This window comes from Bradyrhizobium sp. in8p8, from assembly GCF_000426845.1.
Classification (GTDB): domain Bacteria; phylum Pseudomonadota; class Alphaproteobacteria; order Rhizobiales; family Xanthobacteraceae; genus Bradyrhizobium; species Bradyrhizobium japonicum_C.
Genome location: NZ_AUGD01000007.1, coordinates 1 through 21,081 on the forward strand (window position 1 = coordinate 1; position 21,081 = coordinate 21,081).

The 21,081-nt window shown below is 64.6% G+C and carries 24 protein-coding genes; 16 read left to right on the forward strand and 8 right to left on the reverse strand.

Features of this window, described 5'->3' with window-relative positions:
- Together K408_RS43115 and K408_RS0118385 are read left to right on the forward strand one after the other, a co-directional pair.
- A partial coding sequence (locus K408_RS43115) for a hypothetical protein (RefSeq protein ID WP_210164260.1) occupies nucleotides 1-251 on the forward strand: 251 nt, incomplete at its 5' end.
- A 492-nt stretch (nucleotides 252-743) separates the two neighbouring features.
- A complete protein-coding gene (locus K408_RS0118385) occupies nucleotides 744-1,937 on the forward strand; it encodes an MFS transporter (protein ID WP_024340341.1) in 1,194 nt (397 codons plus the stop codon).
- A 226-nt stretch (nucleotides 1,938-2,163) separates the two neighbouring features.
- On the opposite strand, the gene K408_RS43920 is transcribed toward K408_RS0118385, so the two are convergent.
- Entirely contained in the window at nucleotides 2,164-2,289 is a 126-nt protein-coding gene (locus tag K408_RS43920; RefSeq protein WP_283806489.1) for a hypothetical protein, read from the reverse strand.
- 85 nt (nucleotides 2,290-2,374) lie between these two features.
- Here K408_RS43920 and K408_RS0118395 point away from each other — a divergent pair, with 85 nt between their 5' ends.
- A complete protein-coding gene (locus K408_RS0118395; RefSeq protein WP_024340340.1) occupies nucleotides 2,375-2,572 on the forward strand; it encodes a hypothetical protein in 198 nt (65 codons plus the stop codon).
- 242 nt (nucleotides 2,573-2,814) lie between these two features.
- Here the strand turns inward: K408_RS0118395 and K408_RS0118405 are convergent, their stop codons facing one another.
- Nucleotides 2,815-3,792: a LysR family transcriptional regulator gene (locus tag K408_RS0118405; protein ID WP_024340339.1), complete on the reverse strand. Its 978-nt coding sequence runs from the start codon at nucleotides 3,790-3,792 to the stop codon at nucleotides 2,815-2,817.
- Nucleotides 3,793-3,913: 121 nt separating this feature from the next.
- Here K408_RS0118405 and K408_RS0118410 point away from each other — a divergent pair, with 121 nt between their 5' ends.
- The 9 genes from K408_RS0118410 to K408_RS0118450 all read left to right on the forward strand — a co-directional run bounded on the left by K408_RS0118410 (nucleotide 3,914) and on the right by K408_RS0118450 (nucleotide 13,058).
- Nucleotides 3,914-4,951 (forward strand): class 1 fructose-bisphosphatase, encoded by a 1,038-nt coding sequence (locus K408_RS0118410; protein ID WP_024340338.1) that lies wholly within the window; start codon nucleotides 3,914-3,916, stop codon nucleotides 4,949-4,951.
- A 13-nt stretch (nucleotides 4,952-4,964) separates the two neighbouring features.
- The gene (locus K408_RS0118415; protein ID WP_024340337.1) at nucleotides 4,965-5,840 is read left to right on the forward strand and encodes a phosphoribulokinase; all 876 of its coding nucleotides are present in this window, start codon (nucleotides 4,965-4,967) and stop codon (nucleotides 5,838-5,840) included.
- A gap of 28 nt (nucleotides 5,841-5,868) precedes the next feature.
- Nucleotides 5,869-7,887: a transketolase gene (gene tkt, locus K408_RS0118420; protein ID WP_024340336.1), complete on the forward strand. Its 2,019-nt coding sequence runs from the start codon at nucleotides 5,869-5,871 to the stop codon at nucleotides 7,885-7,887.
- Between the two features lie 19 nt (nucleotides 7,888-7,906).
- Nucleotides 7,907-8,992, forward strand: coding sequence for a class II fructose-bisphosphate aldolase (gene fba, locus K408_RS0118425; RefSeq protein WP_024340335.1), 1,086 nt, complete (start codon nucleotides 7,907-7,909; stop codon nucleotides 8,990-8,992).
- Nucleotides 8,993-9,030: 38 nt separating this feature from the next.
- Entirely contained in the window at nucleotides 9,031-10,491 is a 1,461-nt protein-coding gene (locus K408_RS0118430) for a form I ribulose bisphosphate carboxylase large subunit (RefSeq protein WP_024340334.1), read from the forward strand.
- Nucleotides 10,492-10,502: 11 nt separating this feature from the next.
- Nucleotides 10,503-10,910, forward strand: coding sequence for a ribulose bisphosphate carboxylase small subunit (locus K408_RS0118435; protein WP_024340333.1), 408 nt, complete (start codon nucleotides 10,503-10,505; stop codon nucleotides 10,908-10,910).
- A gap of 99 nt (nucleotides 10,911-11,009) precedes the next feature.
- Complete coding sequence (gene cbbX, locus K408_RS0118440; RefSeq protein WP_024340332.1) at nucleotides 11,010-11,942, forward strand: CbbX protein; 933 nt, start codon at nucleotides 11,010-11,012, stop codon at nucleotides 11,940-11,942.
- On the forward strand, nucleotides 11,939-12,685 hold the full coding sequence (rpe, locus tag K408_RS0118445) for a ribulose-phosphate 3-epimerase (protein ID WP_024340331.1): 747 nt from the start codon (nucleotides 11,939-11,941) through the stop codon (nucleotides 12,683-12,685). Before cbbX ends, rpe begins: the two co-directional genes overlap by 4 nt.
- A 160-nt stretch (nucleotides 12,686-12,845) precedes the next feature.
- A complete protein-coding gene (locus K408_RS0118450; RefSeq protein WP_024340330.1) occupies nucleotides 12,846-13,058 on the forward strand; it encodes a hypothetical protein in 213 nt (70 codons plus the stop codon).
- A 20-nt stretch (nucleotides 13,059-13,078) separates the two neighbouring features.
- Here the strand turns inward: K408_RS0118450 and K408_RS0118455 are convergent, their stop codons facing one another.
- Nucleotides 13,079-13,915 (reverse strand): universal stress protein, encoded by an 837-nt coding sequence (locus K408_RS0118455; RefSeq protein ID WP_024340329.1) that lies wholly within the window; start codon nucleotides 13,913-13,915, stop codon nucleotides 13,079-13,081.
- Between the two features lie 208 nt (nucleotides 13,916-14,123).
- On the opposite strand from K408_RS0118455, the gene K408_RS0118460 reads away from it, so the two are divergent.
- Together K408_RS0118460 and K408_RS0118465 are read left to right on the forward strand one after the other, a co-directional pair.
- Nucleotides 14,124-15,671, forward strand: coding sequence for a Do family serine endopeptidase (locus K408_RS0118460; protein WP_024340328.1), 1,548 nt, complete (start codon nucleotides 14,124-14,126; stop codon nucleotides 15,669-15,671).
- Between the two features lie 266 nt (nucleotides 15,672-15,937).
- Nucleotides 15,938-16,300 carry a hypothetical protein gene (locus K408_RS0118465; protein ID WP_024340327.1) on the forward strand — a complete coding sequence of 121 codons (363 nt, stop codon included), beginning with the start codon at nucleotides 15,938-15,940 and terminating at the stop codon, nucleotides 16,298-16,300.
- A gap of 5 nt (nucleotides 16,301-16,305) precedes the next feature.
- On the opposite strand, the gene K408_RS0118470 is transcribed toward K408_RS0118465, so the two are convergent.
- Complete coding sequence (locus tag K408_RS0118470; RefSeq protein WP_024340326.1) at nucleotides 16,306-16,608, reverse strand: DUF6496 domain-containing protein; 303 nt, start codon at nucleotides 16,606-16,608, stop codon at nucleotides 16,306-16,308.
- Between the two features lie 88 nt (nucleotides 16,609-16,696).
- A complete protein-coding gene (locus K408_RS0118475) occupies nucleotides 16,697-16,891 on the reverse strand; it encodes a DUF3072 domain-containing protein (RefSeq protein ID WP_024340325.1) in 195 nt (64 codons plus the stop codon).
- Nucleotides 16,892-17,006: 115 nt separating this feature from the next.
- On the opposite strand from K408_RS0118475, the gene K408_RS38175 reads away from it, so the two are divergent.
- Entirely contained in the window at nucleotides 17,007-17,186 is a 180-nt protein-coding gene (locus K408_RS38175) for a hypothetical protein (protein ID WP_051160686.1), read from the forward strand.
- A gap of 115 nt (nucleotides 17,187-17,301) precedes the next feature.
- Here the strand turns inward: K408_RS38175 and K408_RS0118485 are convergent, their stop codons facing one another.
- Nucleotides 17,302-17,553: a hypothetical protein gene (locus tag K408_RS0118485; RefSeq protein WP_422866290.1), complete on the reverse strand. Its 252-nt coding sequence runs from the start codon at nucleotides 17,551-17,553 to the stop codon at nucleotides 17,302-17,304.
- A 142-nt stretch (nucleotides 17,554-17,695) separates the two neighbouring features.
- On the opposite strand from K408_RS0118485, the gene K408_RS0118490 reads away from it, so the two are divergent.
- Nucleotides 17,696-17,917, forward strand: coding sequence for a hypothetical protein (locus K408_RS0118490; protein ID WP_024340323.1), 222 nt, complete (start codon nucleotides 17,696-17,698; stop codon nucleotides 17,915-17,917).
- Here K408_RS0118490 and K408_RS0118495 read toward each other — a convergent pair.
- Both K408_RS0118495 and K408_RS44310 read right to left on the reverse strand, forming a co-directional pair.
- On the reverse strand, nucleotides 17,914-19,404 hold the full coding sequence (locus K408_RS0118495) for an HWE histidine kinase domain-containing protein (protein WP_024340322.1): 1,491 nt from the start codon (nucleotides 19,402-19,404) through the stop codon (nucleotides 17,914-17,916). The two genes, K408_RS0118490 and K408_RS0118495, sit on opposite strands and share 4 nt — an antisense overlap.
- A 12-nt stretch (nucleotides 19,405-19,416) precedes the next feature.
- A complete protein-coding gene (locus K408_RS44310; protein ID WP_433994142.1) occupies nucleotides 19,417-21,066 on the reverse strand; it encodes a response regulator in 1,650 nt (549 codons plus the stop codon).
- Nucleotides 21,067-21,081 lie beyond the last annotated feature (15 nt).

Here is a 21,081-nt window from a genome sequence, read left to right on the forward strand (position 1 = left end):
GCGACCGCGTGCGGACGAGCGGCGCTGACAGGTTCGTCCCGCCGGTGCTCGATGGCAACGTGCACAAGGCCGTCGGAGCCGGTGGGGTCAAGCGAACCGCGCGTACGGCAAAACCGTGTGGTCCTGACCGTCGTTGCTACGGTCAAGCGTTGGCGAATGCGGCAGTCGCGTCAACCGGCGCGGGCGCCGGTGAATTTCGCTGGGGCGAGGGAGGCCAGAAGGAACTCGGCTCCCGGGAGAGCGCGGCATAAGCCGTCCGACCATCGCGCAGGGAAGGCCGTGTGTTGGGCTTCACCTGTATGCTGCTGTGCGGTTTCCTGCGTGCACCTTTTGCGCAGCAGACCGCGGGTGCCGCCGGCACTCGGCCTTCCCTGCGCCCTCTTGGTTTGGAGTGCGGAGAGATCAAGCAAAGCTCGGGTGAAGCAGCCGCGAGAACGGGAAGGCATGTCTGCGAGCCGACACGCGCATTTGAGAACGGCGGCGATGCCGCCCTTGCTCTGTCGTTGCGAGCGCAGCGAAGCAATCCAGAATTCGTCCCCGGCGACAGTGTGGATTGCTTCGTCGCAGAAGCTCCTCGCAATGACGAGGCGGAGAGGGCGTGCGCAAGACTCCACCTTCTTGCCCCGGACGCACCGCAGCGTCCCCGTGAGGACACGCTGCTAGGTCGCGATGAAGCTGCTCGCCTGAATTTTTTGTCAGAATGGGGAATAGTCATTCCCTATACCTATCTTGAGTCCAAGAGAATGACCATGAATGCCACGATCGAGAGCACGCCCGGCCCGGATACGCTGTCCCAGCGCCTGACCGTCGTGCTCGCTGCGGCTTGCGGCATGGTCGCCGCCAACATCTACTATGCCCAGCCGCTGATCGCCCCGATCAGCGCCGCGCTCGGCCTGTCGCATGCGGCGGCGGGGCTGATCGTCACAATGACGCAGATCGGCTACGGCACCGGGCTGCTGCTCATCGTGCCGCTCGGCGATCTCGTCGAGAACCGTGCCCTGATCTGCGCGGTGATCATGCTCGGCGCTGCGGCGTTGCTCGCTGCCGCCTTCGCGACCCATGCGCTGCCGTTCCTGCTTGCCGCATTGTTCATCGGGGTCGGCTCGGTCGCCGTGCAGATTATCATTCCCTATGCCGCGCATCTGGCACCCGAAGCCATCCGCGGCCGCGTCGTCGGCAACGTCTCGACCGGGCTGATGCTCGGCATCATGCTGGCGCGTCCGGTGTCGAGCTTCATCACTGCAGCGCTGTCCTGGCACGCGGTGTTCTTCTGCTCGGCCGCGCTGATGATCGTACTCGCCGCCGTGCTCTGGATGACGTTGCCGAAGCGCAGGCCGCTCGCGCGGATGCACTATGGCGAATTGTTGCTGTCGATGCCGCAGCTGGTGCGGGCCACGCCGCTGCTGCGGCGCCGCGCGCTCTATCAGGCGAGCCTGTTCGGCGCCTTCACTTTGTTCTGGACGGTGGCTCCGCTCCAGTTGGCCGGCGAATTCGGTTTCACCCAGCGCGGCATCGCGCTGTTCGCGCTCGCCGGCGTTGCCGGCGTATTCGCCGCACCGATCGCCGGACGGCTCGCCGACAGCGGCCACAGCCGCATCGCGACACTGGTCGCGATGCTGCTCGCGGCGGCCGGCTTCCTCGCGACCTATATCGGCGTCCCCGGCTCGATGCTGAACCTCGCCTGTCTGGTCGTGGCTGCGATTGCCATCGACATCGGCGTCCAGGGCAACGTCGTGCTCGGCTTCCGCGCCATCTTCGCGCTTGGGCACGAGCACCGCAGCCGCCTCAACGGCCTCTACATGGCGACGTTCTTCGCGGCCGGTGCGGCGGGCTCTGGGGTCGGAGCCTTCGCCTTCGCGCAGGGCGGCTGGATGCTTGCATCGGCCATTGGCCTCGCGCTGCCCGTCGCCGGCCTGCTCTATGCGGCGACTGAATGACCGCCAGCATGCCCGGATGTGGCCCATTCACCAACGGCGCAAGGATGCAATTCCGTCTCGCGGTCACTGCGGCGCCGTAGCACTTTGATCGCAGACCCTCCTGGTTAACGGGCGGCAGGGGGAAGGCTGATGAAGCGTGCGGGGCTGTTCGGCGTACAGCGGGGGCGGCCATGGTCGTGCCAGGCGTTTCTGCTTGGGCTGGTGGTCGTCTAATGTCCGTCCTGCTTCAGGGCATTTGCGTCGCGCTCGGCGTCAGAAGCGGCGGACTGAAGCCTTCGGCCGAGAGCGCGGTAACGAATCCGCAATAGACCTTCTCGCGCACGTTGCGCCCGCGCAACAGTCCGGCAACCATCCGCGAACTTGCCGGGCGCCGCTAACTTTTCGAAAAAGATTTGGCCGCAGTTTCTCCCGCGGGAATGACGAGGGAGTCTTCAATCATGAACGGTCACGCCATCCTGGAGAACGTGCGCCGCTACCGTGGCATCGCATCGCTCTATCGCCAGACTGCTGCATTCCGCCCGGGCCAGAGCTGGTCGCTGCTGGAGCAGGCCAGGGATTGGGAAGCGCGGGCGTTGTCGGAGCTCGAAGCCTATTTCGCGACGCGCAGCGACTGCGCCGCCTCGCTCGCGGCCTGATCTCAAGCCATCGGCCCGGCCGCGAACCGGCGCCGGGGAGGCGCCGCCGCCCACGGGGCGACTACGGAGTTGCCTGCGCATCCTACTGTGCTAGCAACGCGCGGATCGACATCTTCTTCACGTCGGCCGGGGCACGCGATGACCACCTTCAACCGCATCTTCACGACCGAGCGTCTGCTCCAGATCATCTTGGTGCTGATGGCGACCTTGGCCATGAAGCTGATGAGCTGAGCGCCTTCGCCCTATCGCCCGCCGAGCTCGGGTACGTCGGGCAGATAGTTCGAGCCTTCCGAACCCAGGAAATCGAACATCGCCTGCGCGGGCGGCAGCAGCACCTTGTCGCTGCGGCGGATCACGTACCATTGCCGGACGATCGGCAGGCCCGCGACATCGAGCACGACGAGCCGGCCCTCGGCGAGCTCATGCGCCACGGTGTGGGCCGAGATGAAGGCGATGCCGAGTCCGGCGATCACCGCCTGCTTGATGGTCTCGTTGCTGCTCATCTCCATGCCGATGACCGGCTCGAGATCCGACTTCTGGAACATGCCTTCCATCAGCGTCCGCGTGCCCGAGCCGGGCTCGCGGGTGAGGAAGGTCTCGTGCACGAGGTCGGTCAGGCTGAGACCGGAATCCTTCTCCAGCCAGTGCCCCTTGCGCGCGACGATGATGTGCGGATTGCGCCCGAGCTGGCGGACGTCGACGGTGACGTCGGCCGGTGGCCGACCCATGACCGCAAAATCGAGGTCGTAGCCGTGCATGGCCTCGCGGATCTCTTCGCGATTGCCGATGGTGAGCTTGATCTCGATCTTCGGGTATCGCTTGGAGAACGCCGCGATCGCGTGCGGCACGAAGTATTTCGCGGTCGAGACCGCGCCGAGATGCACGGTGCCGCCGGTCCGCCCCGCAAGCAGGTCGAGCGCACCTTGGCAGTCCGCGATGGCAGCTTCGACGCGCTCGGCCAGCGCCAGCACCTCCTTGCCTGCGTCCGTCAGCAGCATGCCGTCACCGGTCCGCTGCACCAGCGGCAGGCCGGCGAGGTCCTGAAGCTGCCGAAGCTGCTGGGTCACGGCCGGCTGGGTCAGCCCGAGATGGCTGGACGCGGCCGTGACGCTGCCTTTGAGCGAGAGCGCCGCAAGCGAGCGCAACTGCCGGATCGTCAGATGCCGGAGCTGAGCGGCCGCATGGCCGGGACCATTATAAGAAAATTCTTTGAGGCTCATTATGAATAGAAATTTTCCTTATTAAGCTGCCCCTGTCAATCTCCTGATGCCGGGACTGGGCGCACCAAACCTCCAGCGGGGAGGGACAATAGGTGCGGCGCCGGCAAGGGGATGGACGCAGATGATTGGGCAACTCAGGCTGGATGACCACCTTCAACGGTATTCAGAGACCGTTCCGCACGCGCTAGCGGTGGCGGGCGCCGTCGATGCCATCGCAGCCGCCGCTATCGAAATCGCGGATCTCATCGCCTCGGGCGATCTAGCGGATGCTTCGGGCCTGACCACCGGCCGCAACAGCGACGGCGATCTCCAGCGCGATCTCGACGTGCAGGCGGATGCGATCCTGCGCCGCCGCCTCGGCAGGCTGCCGATCGCGGCGCTGGCGTCGGAGGAGATGCGTGAGGCTCAGATCGTCGATCGTCAGGGCCGCATCTGCATCGCGATCGATCCGCTCGATGGCTCCTCCAACATCGACATCAACATGACCGTCGGCACCATCTTCTCGATCCTGCCGGCACCCGATGATCTCTCGCTCGCCTTCCACCAGCGCGGTTCGGCGCAGCTCGCCGCCGGCTTCGTCACCTACGGCCCCCAGACCTCGCTGGTGCTGACGCTCGGCGAGGGCGTCGACATCTTCACGCTCGACCGCAAGGCGGGCTGCTTCCGCCTCGCGCGCAGCGGCGTGCAGATCTCCGAGGCCTGTGACGAGTTCGCGATCAACGCGTCCAATCGCCGGCACTGGGATCCGCCAGTGCGCGCCTTCATCGACGAATGCCTCGCCGGTGTCGAAGGCCCCGCCAACCACGATTTCAACATGCGCTGGATCGGCTCGTTGGTCGCCGAGGCCTATCGCATCCTCACCCGCGGCGGCGTGTTTCTCTATCCCGCGGACGCGCGCGCCGGCTACGGCGACGGCCGCCTGCGCCTGACTTACGAGGCGCATCCGATGGCGATGATCATCGAGCAGGCCGGCGGCTCCGCAACCACCGGACGCGAGCGCATCGTGGAGCTGTCGGCACAGAGTCTGCACCAGCGCGTCCCGCTGATCATGGGCTCGAGCAACGGGGTGCGGCGCGTCGAGGAATTGCATTGCGATCCGCTGCTGGTCGCGAGCGTCTCGGCGCCGCTATTCGCGCGGCGCGGATTCTTCCGGCTCTGAGCGAGGCGATCCCATGTCCAGGAAGCATCCGATCATCTCCATCACGGGCTCCTCCGGCGCCGGCACCACCTCGGTCAAAAAAACCTTCGAGCAGATATTCTTCCGTGAGAAAGTCAACGCTGCCTACATCGAGGGCGACGCCTTTCATCGCTACGACCGCGCCGAGATGCGCGCGCAGATGGCCAAGGAGGCCGAGCGCGGCAACAAGCATTTCAGCCATTTCAGCCCCGAAACCAATCTGTTCGAAGAGCTCGAGCGGGCCTTCCGGGATTACGGCGAGACCGGGACTGCGGTGACGCGGCACTACGTCCACGACGCCGAGGAGTCCGCGCTGCACGGCGCCGCGCCCGGCACCTTCACCGAGTGGAAGCGGCTGCCGGAGAACTCCGACCTGCTGTTCTATGAGGGCCTGCACGGCGCGGTGGTCACGGACAAGGTCAATGTCGCGCGCTACGCCGACCTCAAGATCGGCGTCGTGCCTGTCATCAATCTCGAATGGATCCAGAAGCTGCACCGCGACCGCAGCGCGCGCGGCTATTCGACCGAGGCCGTCACGGACACCATCCTGCGGCGGATGCCGGATTACATTCACTACATCTGCCCGCAGTTCACCGAGACCGACATCAACTTCCAGCGCGTGCCGACGGTGGACACCTCCAATCCCTTCGTGGCGCGCTGGATCCCGACGCCGGACGAATCGATGGTCGTGATCCGCTTCAAGAACCCGCGCGGCATCGATTTCCCCTATCTGCTCTCGATGCTGCCGCAAAGCTGGATGTCCCGCGCCAACTCGATCGTGTGCCCCGGCGCCAAGCTCGATCTCGCGATGCAGCTGATCCTGACGCCGCTGATCATGCAACTCATCGAGCGCAAGCGAAGCCTGAAATGATCCGCGACACCAACAACGGGAGGATCTTATGAACATCTCGGTACATGCCGAAGCCGACCTCTATGCCGTCGCACATAACGACCTCGCAAACGCCGTCCGCTTCCTCGCGATCGACGCCATCGAGACCTCGCAGTCGGGGCATCCCGGCCTGCCGATGGGCATGGCCGACGTCGCGACCGTGCTGTTCTCGCGCTTCCTGAAATTCGACTCGGCGCATCCGAACTGGCCGGACCGCGACCGCTTTGTGCTGTCGGCAGGTCACGGCTCGATGCTGCTCTATGCGCTGCTGCATCTGACCGGCGGCGATGTCAGCCTGGACGACATCAAGGCCTTCCGGCAGTGGGGCTCCAAAACGCCGGGCCATCCCGAATACGGCCACACGGCCGGCGTCGAGACCACGACCGGCCCGTTGGGGCAAGGGATCGCCACCGCGGTCGGCATGGCGCTCGCCGAGCGTATGGCCAATGCGCGCCATGGCGACGGCCTCGTCGATCACTTTACGTATGTCATCGCCGGCGACGGCTGCCTGATGGAAGGCATCAGCCAGGAGGCGATCTCGCTTGCCGGTCATCTCCAACTCGGCCGGTTGATCGTGCTGTTCGACGATAACGGCATCTCCATCGACGGGCCGACCTCGCTGGCGACCTCCGACGACCAGCTGGCACGCTTTGCAGCCTCCGGCTGGTCGGTGCGTCGAATCGACGGCCACGATCCCGAAGCCATTGCGCAGGCAATCGCCGAAGAGCGCGAAACCGAGAAGCCGTCGTTGATCGCCTGCCGCACCATCATCGGCTATGGTGCGCCTGATCGGCAGGGCACCGAGAAGGCGCACGGCGCGCCGCTTGGTACCGAGCAGACCGCAGCAGCGCGCCGGGCGCTGGGCTGGGACTATCAGCCCTTCGTCGTGCCGATCCCGATCCTCAAAGCCTGGCGGATGATCGGGCAACGCGGGCAGGTCGATCGCCTCGCCTGGCTTGATCGCTATGAATGCGCAACGCCCGAGCAGCGCGACCTGTTCGTCGAGGGCAGAGCCGTTGCCTTGCCCGCCGCCTATGCACTGGCCGCGGCGAAGTTGCGCGAGCGCTTTGCATCCGAGCGTCCGAAGCTCGCGACGCGGCAGGCCTCGCAACAGGTGCTTGATGGCATCGCCGGGACGATTCCCGGCCTTGTCGGCGGCTCCGCGGACCTGACACATTCGAATCTGACGCACGCCAGGGCGCAGGCGCCGGTCAAGAGCGGTGCGTTCGCGGGCGACTACATTCATTACGGCATTCGCGAGCATGGCATGGCCGCTGCGATGAACGGCCTCGCGCTGCATGGGGGCTTCATCCCCTACGGCGGCACGTTCCTCGCGTTTTCCGACTACAGCCGGCCGGCGATCCGGCTCGCGGCCCTGATGCGGCTGCGCGTCATCCACGTGATGACGCACGATTCGATCGGCCTCGGCGAGGACGGCCCGACGCACCAGCCGGTCGAGCATCTCGCGGCGCTGCGCGTGATTCCCAACCTGCTCGTGTTCCGGCCGGCTGATGCGGTGGAGACGCTGGAGGCCTGGGATTGCGCATTGAGCGCGGAGCATCGTCCGTCCGTGTTGTGCCTGTCGCGGCAGGCATTGCCGACTTTCCGCAGCGATGCGCGCGGCAAAAATCGCGTCGCGCGCGGTGCCTACCTCGTCGTCTCCCCGGACGGCGGCCGCGACGTGACGTTGATGGCAACCGGCTCGGAGGTCTCGATCGCGCTGGATGCTGCCCGCCTGCTAGCGACCGAGCACATCCGTGCGGCCGTCGTCTCGGCGCCGTGCTTCGCGCTGTTCGAGGAACAGCCGGAAGATTACCGCGCCACGGTGCTCGGCACAGCGCCGCGCGTCGGTATCGAGGCGGCCGTGCAGGGCGATTGGTCACGCTGGATCGGGATGGAGGGCGAATTCGTCGGCATGCGTGGCTTCGGCGCCTCGGCGCCCGCAGCCGTGCTGTACCGCGAATTCGGCATCACGCCGCAAAGCATTGCGGAAGCCGCCCGCCGGGCGATTGCGCGCAAGAGCCAATGACCAACAAGGAGGACGTCTCGTGGCCCGTATCACACTTCGGCAACTGCTCGATCATGCCGCCAGCCACGGTTATGCCGTGCCGGCGTTCAACATCAACAACATGGAGCAGGGCATCGCGATCATGCAGGCGGCAGCCGAGGTCGATGCGCCTGTGATCATGCAGGCCTCGCGCGGCGCGCGCAGCTATGCCGGCGACCTCATGCTTTCGCACATGATCGACGCGCTGGAGCGAACCTATCCGGACATCCCGCTCTGCATGCACCAGGACCACGGCAATGATGAGGCGACGTGCGCCTCGGCCATCGCCCATGGCTTCACCTCGGTGATGATGGACGGCTCGCTCAAGGCCGATGCCAAAACGGCGGCGGACTACGATTACAACGTTGCGATCACCCGCCGCGTCGTCGATCTCGCGCACTGGGTCGGCGCGTCAGTCGAAGGCGAGCTCGGCGTGCTTGGCTCGCTCGAGCAGGGCGGCGGGGAGCAGGAGGATGGGCACGGCGTCGAGGGCACAGTCGGTCACGACCAGCTACTGACCGATCCGGATCAAGCCGTCGATTTCGTGCGCGCGACGAAGGTCGATGCACTCGCGATCGCGATGGGCACCTCGCACGGTGCCTATAAGTTCAGCCGCAAACCGGACGGGGACATCCTCGCGATGCGCGTGGTCGAGGAGATCCATCGGCGACTGCCGAATACGCATCTGGTCATGCACGGCTCCTCCTCCGTGCCGCAGCCGCTCCAGGACATGTTCAACCAGTTCGGCGGCGAGATGCCCCAGACCTGGGGGGTGCCTGTCGAGGAGATCGTCCGGGGCATCAGGAGCGGCGTGCGCAAGGTCAATATCGACACGGACTGCCGCCTCGCGATGACCGCGGTGTTCCGTAAGGTCGCGTCCGAGGCGCGCTCCGAGTTCGATCCGCGCAAGTTTCTCAAGCCGGCAATGGATGCGATGCGCGAGCTTTGCCGCGAGCGCTTCGAGCAATTCGGCACCGCGGGCCATGCGAGCAGGATCAAGGTGGTCCCGATGAGCGAGATGGCGCGTCGATATCGCGCCGGCGAACTCGATCCGCGCGGCGACGCCCGCGAGTCCGTGGCGGCCTAGCCAATCCGAAAGACCAGAGAAAAGAGCAGGAGAGAGACATGAACGCACATGCAGGCACAGTCCGCGGCAAAGAGCGCTATCGATCCGGCGTGATGGAATACAAGCGCATGGGTTATTGGGAGCCCGACTACACGCCAAAGGATACGGACGTGATCGCGCTGTTTCGCGTCACGCCACAGGAGGGCGTCGATCCGATCGAGGCATCGGCTGCGGTAGCCGGCGAATCCTCTACCGCGACCTGGACGGTGGTGTGGACCGATCGCCTGACCGCCGCGGAGAAATATCGCGCCAAATGCTATCGCGTCGATCCGGTCCCGGGCTCGCCCGGCTCGTACTTCGCCTACATCGCCTATGATCTCGACCTGTTCGAGCCGGGCTCGATCGCCAACCTCTCGGCGTCCATCATCGGCAACGTGTTCGGGTTCAAGCCGCTCAAGGCGTTGCGGCTGGAAGATATGCGCTTCCCCGTCGCCTATGTGAAGACGTTCCAGGGGCCCGCGACCGGCATCGTGGTCGAGCGCGAACGCCTCGACAAGTTCGGTCGGCCGTTGCTGGGGGCCACCGTGAAGCCGAAGCTCGGACTTTCCGGCCGCAACTACGGCCGCGTGGTCTACGAGGCGCTGAAGGGCGGGCTCGATTTCACCAAGGACGACGAGAACATCAACTCGCAGCCCTTCATGCACTGGCGCGACCGTTTCCTTTACTGCATGGAGGCGGTGAACCGCGCGCAGGCGGCCTCAGGTGAGGTGAAAGGCACCTACCTGAACGTCACCGCGGGCACGATGGAGGACATGTACGAGCGCGCGGAGTTCGCGAAAGAGCTCGGCTCGGTCATCGTCATGATCGATCTCGTGATCGGCTACACCGCGATCCAGTCGATGGCCAGATGGGCGCGGCGCAATGATATGATCCTGCATCTGCATCGCGCTGGCCACTCGACCTATACGCGGCAGAAGAGCCACGGAGTGTCATTTCGCGTCATCGCGAAATGGATGCGGCTTGCGGGCGTCGACCACATCCACGCCGGCACGGTGGTCGGCAAGCTCGAAGGCGATCCAAACACCACGCGCGGCTACTACGACGTCTGCCGCGAGGACTTCAACCCGACCAAGCTGGAACATGGCCTGTTCTTCGACCAGTCATGGGCCAGCCTCAACAAGATGATGCCGGTTGCCTCCGGCGGCATCCATGCCGGGCAGATGCACCAGCTGCTCGATCTGCTGGGTGAGGACGTGGTGCTGCAGTTCGGCGGCGGCACCATCGGTCATCCCATGGGCATTGCGGCCGGGGCGACCGCCAATCGCGTCGCGCTGGAAGCGATGATCCTCGCCCGCAATGAGGGACGCGACTATGTCCACGAAGGGCCAGAGATCCTCGCCAAGGCGGCTCAGACCTGCACGCCGCTGAAGGCCGCGCTCGAGGTCTGGAAGGACGTCACCTTCAACTATCAATCCACCGACACGCCGGACTTCGTGCCGACCGCGCTGGAAACCGTCTGAGGAGATCTGACATGAAGATGACCCAGGGCTGCTTCTCGTTCCTGCCCGATCTGACCGACCAGCAGATAACAAGCCAGGTGCAGTATTGCCTCGCCAACGGCTGGGCGGTGAACATCGAGTTCACCGACGATCCGCATCCCCGCAACACCTATTGGGAGATGTGGGGGCTGCCGATGTTCGATCTCCAGGATGCCGCAGGTGTGATGATGGAGCTGGCCGAGTGCCGAAAGGTGTACAGCGACCGCTACATCCGCATCAGCGGCTTCGATTCCAGCCATGGCTGGGAATCGGTGCGGATCTCCTTCCTCGTCAACCGGCCGAAGCAGGAGGCCGAATTCGAACTGGTGCGCCAGGAAGTCGGTGGCCGCGCCGTTCGCTACACCACGGTGCGCAAGCCGGCCGCGCAGGCCGCAACCTGAGCTGTTCACCTCCGCACGGGGCTCTCCCTGCTCCGTATCCTTGGCGGACCACTGCTTCGCCGCTTCCCCCGCGGCGAAGCTCCTTTCTTCGAGGTGCCGATGCTCGACGTGCCCGATGCAACGACGACCGAACCCGGCGAGACCCATTTCGATCTCCGCAAGGAGGCCGAAGCGGCCGGGATCACGGATACGCTGCAACAGCTCGATCAGGAACTGATCGGGCTCAAGCCGGTGAAGAGCCGCGTGCGCCAGATCGCCTCACTGCTGCTGATCGAACGTGTCCGGCAGCGGGCGGGCCTCGCTTCCGCCCCGCCGACGCTGCACATGTCGTTCACCGGCAATCCCGGCACCGGCAAGACCACCGTGGCGCTGCGCATGGCGAAGATCCTGCACGGACTTGGGTTCGTGCGGCGCGGCCAGGTGATCTCGGTGACACGCGACGATCTCGTCGGCCAGTATATCGGCCACACCGCGCCGAAGACGAAGGAGATATTGAAGAAGGCGATGGGCGGCGTGCTGTTCATTGACGAGGCCTATTACCTGCATCGCCCCGACAATGAGCGTGACTATGGGCAGGAGGCGATCGAGATCCTGCTCCAGGTGATGGAGAACCAGCGCGAGGACCTCGTCGTGATTCTCGCCGGCTATGGCGAGCGGATGACCAGTTTTTTCGCCTCGAATCCCGGCTTCCGCTCGCGCATCGCCCACCACATCGAATTCCCAGACTATGCCGAGGCCGAGCTGCTCGTCATCGCCGAGCTGATGCTGAAAGAGCGCGGCTATCGCTTCTCGGCAGCAGCGCGGGAAGCGTTCGAGAAATACATCGCGCTACGCCGCACCCAGCCGTTCTTCTCCAATGCGCGCTCGATCCGTAACGCGGTCGACCGCATTCGCCTGCGGCAGGCCGATCGTCTGGTGTCGGATCTCGACCGCATGCTGGATGTCGCCGATCTCGAAACCATCGATGCCATGGACGTGTTGGCGAGCCGGGTCTTCAACGGCGGCGCCGATGTGCGGAGTGCAGAGCCATGACCGGAGAGATCATCATTGCTCCCTCGATCCTGGCTGCGGATTTCTCGCGGCTCGGCGAGGAGATTTCGGCAATCGACGCGGCTGGCGCCGATTGGATCCATTGCGATGTCATGGACGGACATTTCGTACCGAACATCAGCTTCGGTGCCGACGTCATCAAGGCGATCCGGCCGCAGACGGAGAAGATCTTCGACGTGCATTTGATGATCGCGCCGACCGATCCCTATCTCGAAGCGTTCGCGCAAGCTGGAGCGGATATCATCACGGTGCACGCCGAGGCCGGCCCGCATCTGGACCGCTCGCTCCAGGCGATCCGCGCGCTCGGCAAGAAGGCCGGTGTCAGCCTCTGTCCCGCCACGCCCGAGAGTGCGATCGCCTATGCGCTCGATCACGTCGATCTGGTGCTGGTGATGACGGTCAATCCGGGATTCGGCGGCCAGTCCTTCCTCGAGCCCCAGCTTGAAAAGATCGAACGGATCAAGACCATGATTGGCGATCGGCCGATCCGGCTCGAGGTCGACGGCGGTATCACGCCCGACAATGCCGCTGTCGTGGCGGCGGCGGGAGCTGATGTGCTGGTCGCGGGTTCCGCCGTGTTTCGCGGCAAGGGCGTTGCCGATTATGGTGCAAACATCCAGGCCATTCGCCTCGCAGCTGAGAGGGGCCGGATCCCGAAGCGGCAAGACAATGCTGCGCAGCGGATGCGCGTCAGCGATGGGGGCCGATCCGGTAGACCCGCGTGAGGCCGAGCGTCCGCCGGCGCGTTTGGAACTTTGAGCCGAATACGCATTTCCCAGGAGCGAGCCGAAATCGGGTGCGGGGCGCAGCAAATCTTTCGCGCAACCGCCATCGGCCTGACGCAAACTGGGGCGATAACCCCCAGCAAATGCGAGGGAGGGTCTCATGGAGAACGTACGTCGCTACCGGGCGCTGGCATCCCTCTGTCGACAGCAGGCGGCCTACCGGCCGCTGCAGAACTGGGAACTCCTCGGCCAAGCCGAACATTTCGAACATCTCGCCGACATCGAGCTCAAGGCATATTTCGACGCCTGCAATGTGTCTCAGGACGAGGACACCCCCGCAGCCGCGACATGGGAAGCTCCCGTCGCGGCGTGATGGCGCCAAGCCGGCGCGGCTCAGTGGGTCATCAGTGTCGGGACCGTCATGGCCTCCAGCATGGCACGCGTGACGCCCCCGAGAATGCGCTCCTGCAACCGGGAATGGCCGTAGCCACCCATCACAAGGAGGTCGAGGCTCTCATCGGCCGCGAGCGACAGGATGGTCGGCTGAATGTCGGCGCGCGTCGCCGACAGGCCGACGATGCGGGTCGACAGACCGCGCCGGCCGAGATGTCTTGCCAGACCGCTTGCTGAAGCTTCGCCGGAGCCGGCGTCGGGTTCGTTGATGGTGATGACCACGATTTCTGTGGCGCGCGCCAGGAACGGCGCTGCGTCGCGCACTGCTCGGGCGGCGAGACGGCTGCCGTCCCAGCAGATGCCGATCCGGTTTGCCTTGAAGGCTCCACGGAAGGTGTAAGGCAGGAAGAGCACCGGGCCGCCCGCCTGGAACAGGATCTCGCTTGGCACGTCGTTGTCGAACGAGCCTTGCGCCGGATCAGGCTGGAGCACGATGCTGAGGTCGTGCAGCCGGGCCATCTCGCCGAGCGATTCGGCTGCGTCCGCCGGGATCGCGCCGAGCGGGTGGCAGGCGTAGGAGATGCCGGCGTTCGCCGCTTCGGTCTTGAACACGGCCAGCGCTGCCTCGGCCCGTTCCACGGCGCGCTCGCGTTCCAGCTCGAACACGGCCGCCACGGCCGCGCCCCCCTCCATCACGTAGGCTACACTGGTTGTGACATAGCCCACCGCGACCGCGTCGAGATGGGCGTTGAGGTGCGCCGCGAGCGAGATCGAGCCCTCGATTGCGGGTCGCATGGGACGTTCGGTGGGAATGTGGACGAGAATATCTTTGTACATGGCGCGCCTCCGGTCGTCATCCGATGATCGCAGTTTTTCACGGCGCGAAGGACCCATGTTGAGCTGTATCAAACGGGCAGGGGTGATTTTCCTGCCGCGCCCGCTGCCTCATTCTTTGCCGAGATTTAATCGGACGGACGGGACCCCGTAAGGTGGCAACGACCATGTTGGGGTCAAGGCGACACCAGCTCAACATGGACATTTCGACATGAACGATCGCGTCAATTCCGACACCACCACGTCTCGCAAGATCTTGCGGCCGCGCCGCCTCGCGCTGCTCGGCACCGTGGCCGCGCTGGGCGTAGCCGCCCTGTCAATTGCGCCGGGCACTTCGCCGTTCGGCATGAATTCCTTCATTGCGCCGGCTCAGGCTGCGGAGGCCGCGGCGACGCCACCGAGCTTCGGCGATCTGGTCAGCAAGGTCAAACCCGCGGTTATCTCCGTGCGGGTCAGGATCGACCGGGACAACGACAAGAGCGCAATGCTGCAGCAGAACCGTATGGACTCGGACGAGGACACGCCGTTCGACCAGTTCTCGCGGCAATTCGGTTTCCGCTTTCCGGGCGGCATGAACGGCATGCCGCGCCAGCGTCACCAGATGATCACCGGTGAAGGGTCCGGCTTCTTCATCTCCGCCGACGGCTATGCAGTGACCAACAACCATGTCGTCGATCACGCCGAATCCGTTCAGGTCACCATGGACGACGGCACGACCTACAAGGCGAAGGTCGTCGGCACCGACCCGAAGACCGATCTGGCGCTGATCAAGGTCGATGGCAGGAGGGATTTTCCGTTCGTCAAATTCTCCGACCAGAAGCCGCGCATCGGCGACTGGGTGGTCGCGGTCGGCAATCCCTTTGGTCTTGGCGGCACCGTGACCGCCGGCATCGTCTCGGCCAGCGGTCGGGACATCGGGAATGGTCCCTATGACGACTTCATCCAGATCGATGCGCCCATCAACAAGGGCAATTCAGGCGGCCCGGCCTTCGATATGAACGGCAACGTGATCGGCGTGAACACGGCGATCTTCTCGCCCTCGGGCGGCTCCGTCGGCATCGGCTTTGATATTCCGGCCTCGACCGCCAAGCTCGTCGTCGCGCAATTGAAGGACAAGGGGGCGGTCACCCGCGGTTGGCTCGGCGTGCAGGTGCAACCCGTGACATCGGATATTGCGGACAGCCTCGGCCTCAAGGAGGCGCGCGGTGCAATCGTCGACAATCCGCAAGATGGCAGCCCGGCGGCGAAGGCCGGCATCGAGGCCGGTGACGTCATCACCGCCGTCAACGGCACCGCGATCAAGGACTCCCGCGATCTTGCCCGCACCATTGCCACCCTGGCACCGGGTACGTCGGTGAAGCTCGAGGTGTTCCGCAAGGGCGACAGCAAAACGGTGACTTTGGCGCTAGGCGAGCTGCCGAACGAGCGGCAAGCCAAAGAAAATCGCAATTCCGACGAGCGTAGGGGGCAGCCGAATGCCGGCACGCCGCGCCTGGGTCTCAGCCTGGCACCGGCTGGCGACGTCCAGGGTGCAGGTCAGAGCGGTGTCGTCGTCACCGAGGTCGATCCGCAGGGGCCGGCAGCTCAGCGCGGCATTCAGACCGGCGACGTCATCCTAAATGTCGGCGGCAAGGCCGTTGCCAGTGTCGGCGACGTCCGTTCGGAGCTGGCGCAGGCCAAGTCGTCCGGCAAGCGCAGCGTGCTGTTGCAGGTCAGAAGCGCGGAGGCGACAAGATTCGTCGCGGTTCCGCTCGCCTAAGCCGAGCGCGCAACATCGGTTAGAAAAAAGGCGGCCCTATCGGGCCGCCTTTCCTGTTCATCCTCAGAAGTCCCGTGGACGTCCGGATAACATTCTTGTTAGCCGCAGCGACGCAGGTCGTCTGAAAGAGCCTCTTGGCTCATCACAGTTCCAATTCCCGTTGCAGACGGCAATGGGCGCCGCCAAATGTGGTTGCAACCTTGGAACTTCCAACCTGCCACCGCTTTGTGGAACGGGCCGGTGGTACGCAGTTGATCGGTGCCGACATGGATCGATTGAAGTTCTCGCTGTGGAGCACGCTGCTCGTGGCGCCATTGGTTCTTTCAGGCGGAAACGCGTTCGGGCGCGACGACGGCCGTTACGCGAATTCTCCCCTGAAGCCCTGGTTCGACAGCCTGCGCAGTCGCCTCGGTCCATGCTGCTCGGACGCGGATGGTTTCGCCGTTGCCGATCCCGACTGGGAATCGCACAACGGACGTTACCGTGTGCGTCTCGACGGGCAGTGGATCGAGGTGCCGGACGACGCCGTGATCACCGAGCCGAACCGGGCCGGCCGCACCATGGTGTGGCCGGTGAAGACGGCGTTCGGGGTTTCGATCCGCTGCTTCATGCCAGGCAGCATGATGTGAACAGGTCAGCGCGACCGTGTGGAGGATTTACGCTTCGATGATTTCTTCGAGGACTTCCTGGACGACTTCTTGGATGTTTTCCTGGACGTCTTCTTGGCGCTCGTTCGCTTCGATGCCTTCTTCGGGACCTTCTTGCCTTTCTTGCGCGCCTTCGACAGTCCGATCGCGATCGCCTGTTTGCGGCTCTTGACGCGGCCGCCGCGTCCTCCACGGCCGCTCTTCGCGGTCCCCTTCTTGTAGCGCCGCATCTCGCTCGCGACATCGCTGCCCGAGCTGCGTGAGTAGCGTTTCTTTGCCTTGCGTGCCATGCATGTTCTCCCTTGGCCGAGAAGAACCCTTCGGTACAGGCATGGTTCCGGGAGCGCGTGTGCAACACTCCGGAAGGCGCGATGCAGTCTAGAAGGAATTCGCCAGCTCGATCTCCGCTTCCAACGCTCGGATGCGCTGTGCGGCCTCGCTGAAGGAGAGATCACGCGAATATTGAGCAGGCTGATAAGCTTCCTCGCTCAGCCGTTTCAGCTTGAGCCCCTGCGCTCGCGTCATCTGCTCGCTCAGGAAAACCCGCGCGTCGTATTTACCTTGCACCGGCATCTGACTTCTCCGTTCCGAAATCGTGACTTGACTATATGTTCTTATTTTGTTCTAACAAGCCATGGACAACAGAATTAGCGAAATTCGACGCAAAATCAGAGCCTTGAGGCTTGAGATGGCCGACGTCGAGGTGTCGGTGCGCGACCTCGTCGAGCGCGATCGCGACTGCACTGAAAAGGCCCTGGCGCAGATGGAGTTGCGCCGGAGGATCAACCTTCTGATCGGGGAATGGAAGGCGGCTGGTGGCACCGACGTTCTGCCCGACATTCGGGACCGGGTGCGCGGTCGCGCATGACGACCGCTGGTGATCCCGCACGCGTGATCGGACATGCGGGAGAATCATTGACGCAGGCAACCCTCGTTCGCGCACAAGCCCTAAACGGGTCGTCGCATAGTGCGTCACGCACCCTTCAAGGTTCCTTGTCCTCTGTAAGGATGAACACGACGCCCGTAAGGGTGGCGCCGATCGCGAACGTCATCACCAAGGTGAGAGCGACGACCACGATCGCCTGGCTTCCGCCGTTGTTTAGCAAGTTGGCCACGGCCGGGTTGGACAGGACCAGCGTAAGGGTGAAGGTGAGGCCGAGGGCTGCGCCCATCATTGTATGCGTCATCAGCTTGATGAGGCCGGTGGCTGAGATCAGCTGATGCCTTCTGCGCATGGACCGCATCCCGAATTGTGGCATGCAAACGCCAGCGTGATTACCAGGTTCCTTTCGAGTGGAGGAATCGTCGTCGCCGGTTTTCATGCGACGTTCATGCCGGGCCTGCGAGGATGGAGCCCAGCAAAACGGGAACATCAATATGGGTAAGGTAGTCTTTCTCTACCGCTCGCTGGCCTATCGCAACGCGGCCGCGGACATCCTGCGCAAGGCGCGCAAGCTCCCGAACGGGGCGGAGCGAAGCGCGGCACGCCGCTACGCCAGGGCATTGCGCGATCTCGCGCGAACGGAAGCCTGGCTGGAAGGGCGGGTCGCACGCGAACCGCGGACGGTCCGGCGCATGACGAGCGCTGCGTCCGGTTAACCGGACGCGCGTTGCAATTCGGCGGCGCCGGCGGCGTCGAACTTGCCGGGTGCTGTCGTCGCCGAGGCCTTGCGCGTCAACGGGACCTCCAGGCGGCACAACAGGCCCTCGGCGCGCCAATCGAACTGCGCCTGTCCGCCAAGCTGCGACTCGACGCTCGCAAGCAGGCTCCGCGTGCCGAAGCCGCGGGATTTCGGTGTCATGACCAACGGACCGCCGGATTCCTCCCAGCTCAGGGTGAGGAGTTCGTCCTCAATCTGCCAGGCGATCGAAAGCCGCCCCGATCGCGTGGAGAGCGCGCCATACTTCGCCGAGTTGGTGAAGAGCTCGTGCAGCGCGAGCGCAAGTGTCTGCGCCGTTGTCGGCAGCAGCTGGACTTCGGGCCCGGCCAATCTGATCTGGCCGCCGAGCGAGTAGGGCGCAAGCTCCTCGTCGATCAGCTTAGAGAGTTCGGCACCCTGCCAGCTCGACAGCGACAGGATGGTGTGCACGCGCGCCAGCGCATTGATGCGTCCCTCGACGGCGTTGACATAGGCCTTGACCTCGTCGGCCCGGGTGAGACGCACGATCGACTGCGCCAGCGCCAGCGCATTCTTGGCGCGATGATCAACTTCCCGCGCCAGCAGATTCTGCCGCTCCTCGGCGCGCTTGCGTTCGGTGATGTCGACGGTGACGCCGCTGACGCGCACCACGCGCCCGCTCTCGTCGACCGTTGCAGCCGCCGTGCCGACGCACCAGCGAACCTCGCCGTCGGGCCGCAAGATGCGGAACTCTGTCTCATAGGCACGCGTGCCTTTGCTGAATTCGGCGATCGCCCTGCGCAACTGATCGACGTCATCGGGATGCAACAGCGCCTGAACATTCGCCGGGTTGACCTCAAAGCTCTCCGCGTCGACGCCAAAGATGCGGTACTGCCCCTCATCCCACATCCAATCGCCGCTGACCCAGTCCCAGTCCCAGGACCCCATCTTGCCGGCAGCGATCGCCATGCTGCGCCGCTGCTCGCTTTCGCGCAGCTTCGCGGTGGAACGCTCCAGTTCCGCGGTGCGAGCGCGGACGCGGTCTTCGAGATCGTGGTTCAGCCGTTCGAGTTCGCGGGTCTTGCGGTAAAGCTCGGCAAACACCTTTATCTTGGCGCGCAGCACCTCCGGCACGACCGGAACCGGCACATAATCGACCGCGCCCATCTCGTAGCCGCGCAATCGGTCCATGTCGCTGACCTGGATGGCTGAGATGAAGATCATCGCGGTCTTCTGGAACCGCGGATGCTCGCGGATCATGGCGGCGAGCTCGAAGCCGTCGAGTTCGGGCATGCAGACGTCGACCAAGATCACCGCGATCTCAGTCTTGAGCAGCACCTCGAGCGCCTCGCGTCCCGACGAGGCGATCACGAGGTTCTCGCCGAGATCCTTCAGGATCACCTCATAGGCAAGCAGCTTGGCGGGCTGATCGTCGACGAGAAGGATATTGACCTTGTCCTGGTCCATACGGGGCCCAACTCAGCGATGCAGCCACATGCGGATCGCAAGCAGCAATTGGTCGGTGTTGACCGGCTTGGCGAGGTAATCGGACGCGCCGGCTTCGAGGCACTTCTCACGGTCGCCCTTCATCGCCTTGGCGGTCAAGGCGATGATCGGAAGACGGGCGAAGGCCGGGTTCTCGCGGATCACGCCGATGGTCTGATAGCCATCCATCTGCGGCATCATGATGTCCATCAGCACGATCGCGATCTCCGGATTGGATTCGACCAGTGTCACCGCCTCGCTGCCGGTCGTCGCCGTCAGCACTTTCATGCCACGACGTTCGAGCACACTCGACAGGGCGAAGATGTTGCGGGCGTCGTCGTCGACGAGCAGGGCGGTCTTGCCGATCAGGTCCTCGTCGGAACTATTTAGCTTCTCCAGCATACGCTGCTTCTCGACCGGCAATTCCGTGATCACGCGGTGCAGGAACAGCGCGGTCTCGTCGAGCAGGCGCTCGGGCGATTCCACCCCCTTGACCACGATGCTGCGCGCCATGGTGTGCAGTTCGGCGTCCTCCTCTGCGGAAAGCTCGCGTCCGGTGAACACCACGACCGGGATGTTCGACAGTGTCTCGTCGTTGCGGATCTGATCCAGCACCTCGAAACCACTCATGTCCGGCAGCCTGAGGTCGAGCACCACGCAGTCGCAGGGGTGCATGCGGAGCGTCGAAAGCGCGCCAGCGCCGGTGTCCGTCGTCACGATCTCGATATCGTCATGATGCAGCAGCTCGCGGATCGAAAGCTGCTCGGCCTCGTTGTCCTCGACGATCAGCAGCCGCTTGCGCCGCGGCCGCGCATACTCCTTGATCTGCGTCAGCGCGGCAGAGATGCCTTCGGGCGTCGTCGGCTTGTTGACGAACGAGAATGCGCCGCGCGCCAGCGCATGCTGGCGGTCCTCGTCGAGCGTGATGATCTGCACCGGGATGTGGCGGGTGAGCGGATTGTGCTTGAGCTGGCTCAGCACGGTCCAGCCGAGCATATCAGGCAGGAACACGTCGAGGGAGACGGCGGTCGGCTGGTACTGCTTGGCGAGCTCCAGCGCTTCCCCGCCGCGGGCCGCGACCAGGACCCGGAAGCCTTTGTCGCGGGCCAGATCCACCAGCACCCGGGCGTAATGCGGGTCATCCTCGACGATCAGGAGGATGCTGTCGCCAGGCTCGAGGTTCAACCGGTCGTCGGGAAGCTGCTCGATCACGCGCTGCTCGGGCGCGGGCGGTTGCAGAGCCGGAGTCTGGCTGTATTGCTGCGGCGCCGGCGCGGACCGCGGCGCAAGGGTCGGGCCGGAATATTTCAGCGGCAGATATAGCGTGAAGGACGAGCCCTTGCCAGGCGTGCTGCGCAGATGGATCTCGCCGCCGAGCAGGCTCGCGAGCTCGCGGCTGATCGCGAGCCCAAGTCCGGTGCCGCCGTACTTTCGGCTCGTGCCTGCATCCGCCTGCTGGAAGGCCTCGAAGATCAGTTTCTGCTTCTCCAACGGGATTCCGATGCCGGTATCGGACACTTCGAATGCGATCACGGCCGGCGCGGAGTTCAGCACCGGATGATCCGTTCCCCAGCCGCCGATCGCGCCGGCGACCTTGAGGCGCACCTCGCCTTCGGCGGTGAACTTGAAGGCGTTCGAGAGCAGGTTCTTCAGGACCTG

Bases quoted from the DNA above. Each gene is read 5' to 3' on its own strand.
- K408_RS43920 (WP_283806489.1), bottom strand. From the start codon at position 2,289: ATGGTTGCCGGACTGTTGCGCGGGCGCAACGTGCGCGAGAAGGTCTAT.
- K408_RS0118385 (WP_024340341.1), top strand. From the start codon at position 744: ATGACCATGAATGCCACGATCGAGAGCACGCCCGGCCCGGATACGCTG.
- K408_RS0118460 (WP_024340328.1), top strand. From the start codon at position 14,124: ATGAACGATCGCGTCAATTCCGACACCACCACGTCTCGCAAGATCTTG.
- K408_RS0118450 (WP_024340330.1), top strand. From the start codon at position 12,846: ATGGAGAACGTACGTCGCTACCGGGCGCTGGCATCCCTCTGTCGACAG.
- K408_RS0118430 (WP_024340334.1), top strand. From the start codon at position 9,031: ATGAACGCACATGCAGGCACAGTCCGCGGCAAAGAGCGCTATCGATCC.
- K408_RS0118465 (WP_024340327.1), top strand. From the start codon at position 15,938: ATGGATCGATTGAAGTTCTCGCTGTGGAGCACGCTGCTCGTGGCGCCA.
- K408_RS0118415 (WP_024340337.1), top strand. From the start codon at position 4,965: ATGTCCAGGAAGCATCCGATCATCTCCATCACGGGCTCCTCCGGCGCC.
- K408_RS0118490 (WP_024340323.1), top strand. From the start codon at position 17,696: ATGGGTAAGGTAGTCTTTCTCTACCGCTCGCTGGCCTATCGCAACGCG.
- tkt (WP_024340336.1), top strand. From the start codon at position 5,869: ATGAACATCTCGGTACATGCCGAAGCCGACCTCTATGCCGTCGCACAT.
- K408_RS0118410 (WP_024340338.1), top strand. From the start codon at position 3,914: ATGATTGGGCAACTCAGGCTGGATGACCACCTTCAACGGTATTCAGAG.
- cbbX (WP_024340332.1), top strand. From the start codon at position 11,010: ATGCTCGACGTGCCCGATGCAACGACGACCGAACCCGGCGAGACCCAT.
- K408_RS0118405 (WP_024340339.1), bottom strand. From the start codon at position 3,792: ATGAGCCTCAAAGAATTTTCTTATAATGGTCCCGGCCATGCGGCCGCT.
- K408_RS0118485 (WP_422866290.1), bottom strand. From the start codon at position 17,553: ATGCGCAGAAGGCATCAGCTGATCTCAGCCACCGGCCTCATCAAGCTG.
- K408_RS0118435 (WP_024340333.1), top strand. From the start codon at position 10,503: ATGAAGATGACCCAGGGCTGCTTCTCGTTCCTGCCCGATCTGACCGAC.
- rpe (WP_024340331.1), top strand. From the start codon at position 11,939: ATGACCGGAGAGATCATCATTGCTCCCTCGATCCTGGCTGCGGATTTC.
- K408_RS0118495 (WP_024340322.1), bottom strand. From the start codon at position 19,404: ATGGACCAGGACAAGGTCAATATCCTTCTCGTCGACGATCAGCCCGCC.
- K408_RS38175 (WP_051160686.1), top strand. From the start codon at position 17,007: ATGGCCGACGTCGAGGTGTCGGTGCGCGACCTCGTCGAGCGCGATCGC.
- K408_RS0118475 (WP_024340325.1), bottom strand. From the start codon at position 16,891: ATGCCGGTGCAAGGTAAATACGACGCGCGGGTTTTCCTGAGCGAGCAG.
- K408_RS0118395 (WP_024340340.1), top strand. From the start codon at position 2,375: ATGAACGGTCACGCCATCCTGGAGAACGTGCGCCGCTACCGTGGCATC.
- K408_RS0118455 (WP_024340329.1), bottom strand. From the start codon at position 13,915: ATGTACAAAGATATTCTCGTCCACATTCCCACCGAACGTCCCATGCGA.
- K408_RS0118470 (WP_024340326.1), bottom strand. From the start codon at position 16,608: ATGGCACGCAAGGCAAAGAAACGCTACTCACGCAGCTCGGGCAGCGAT.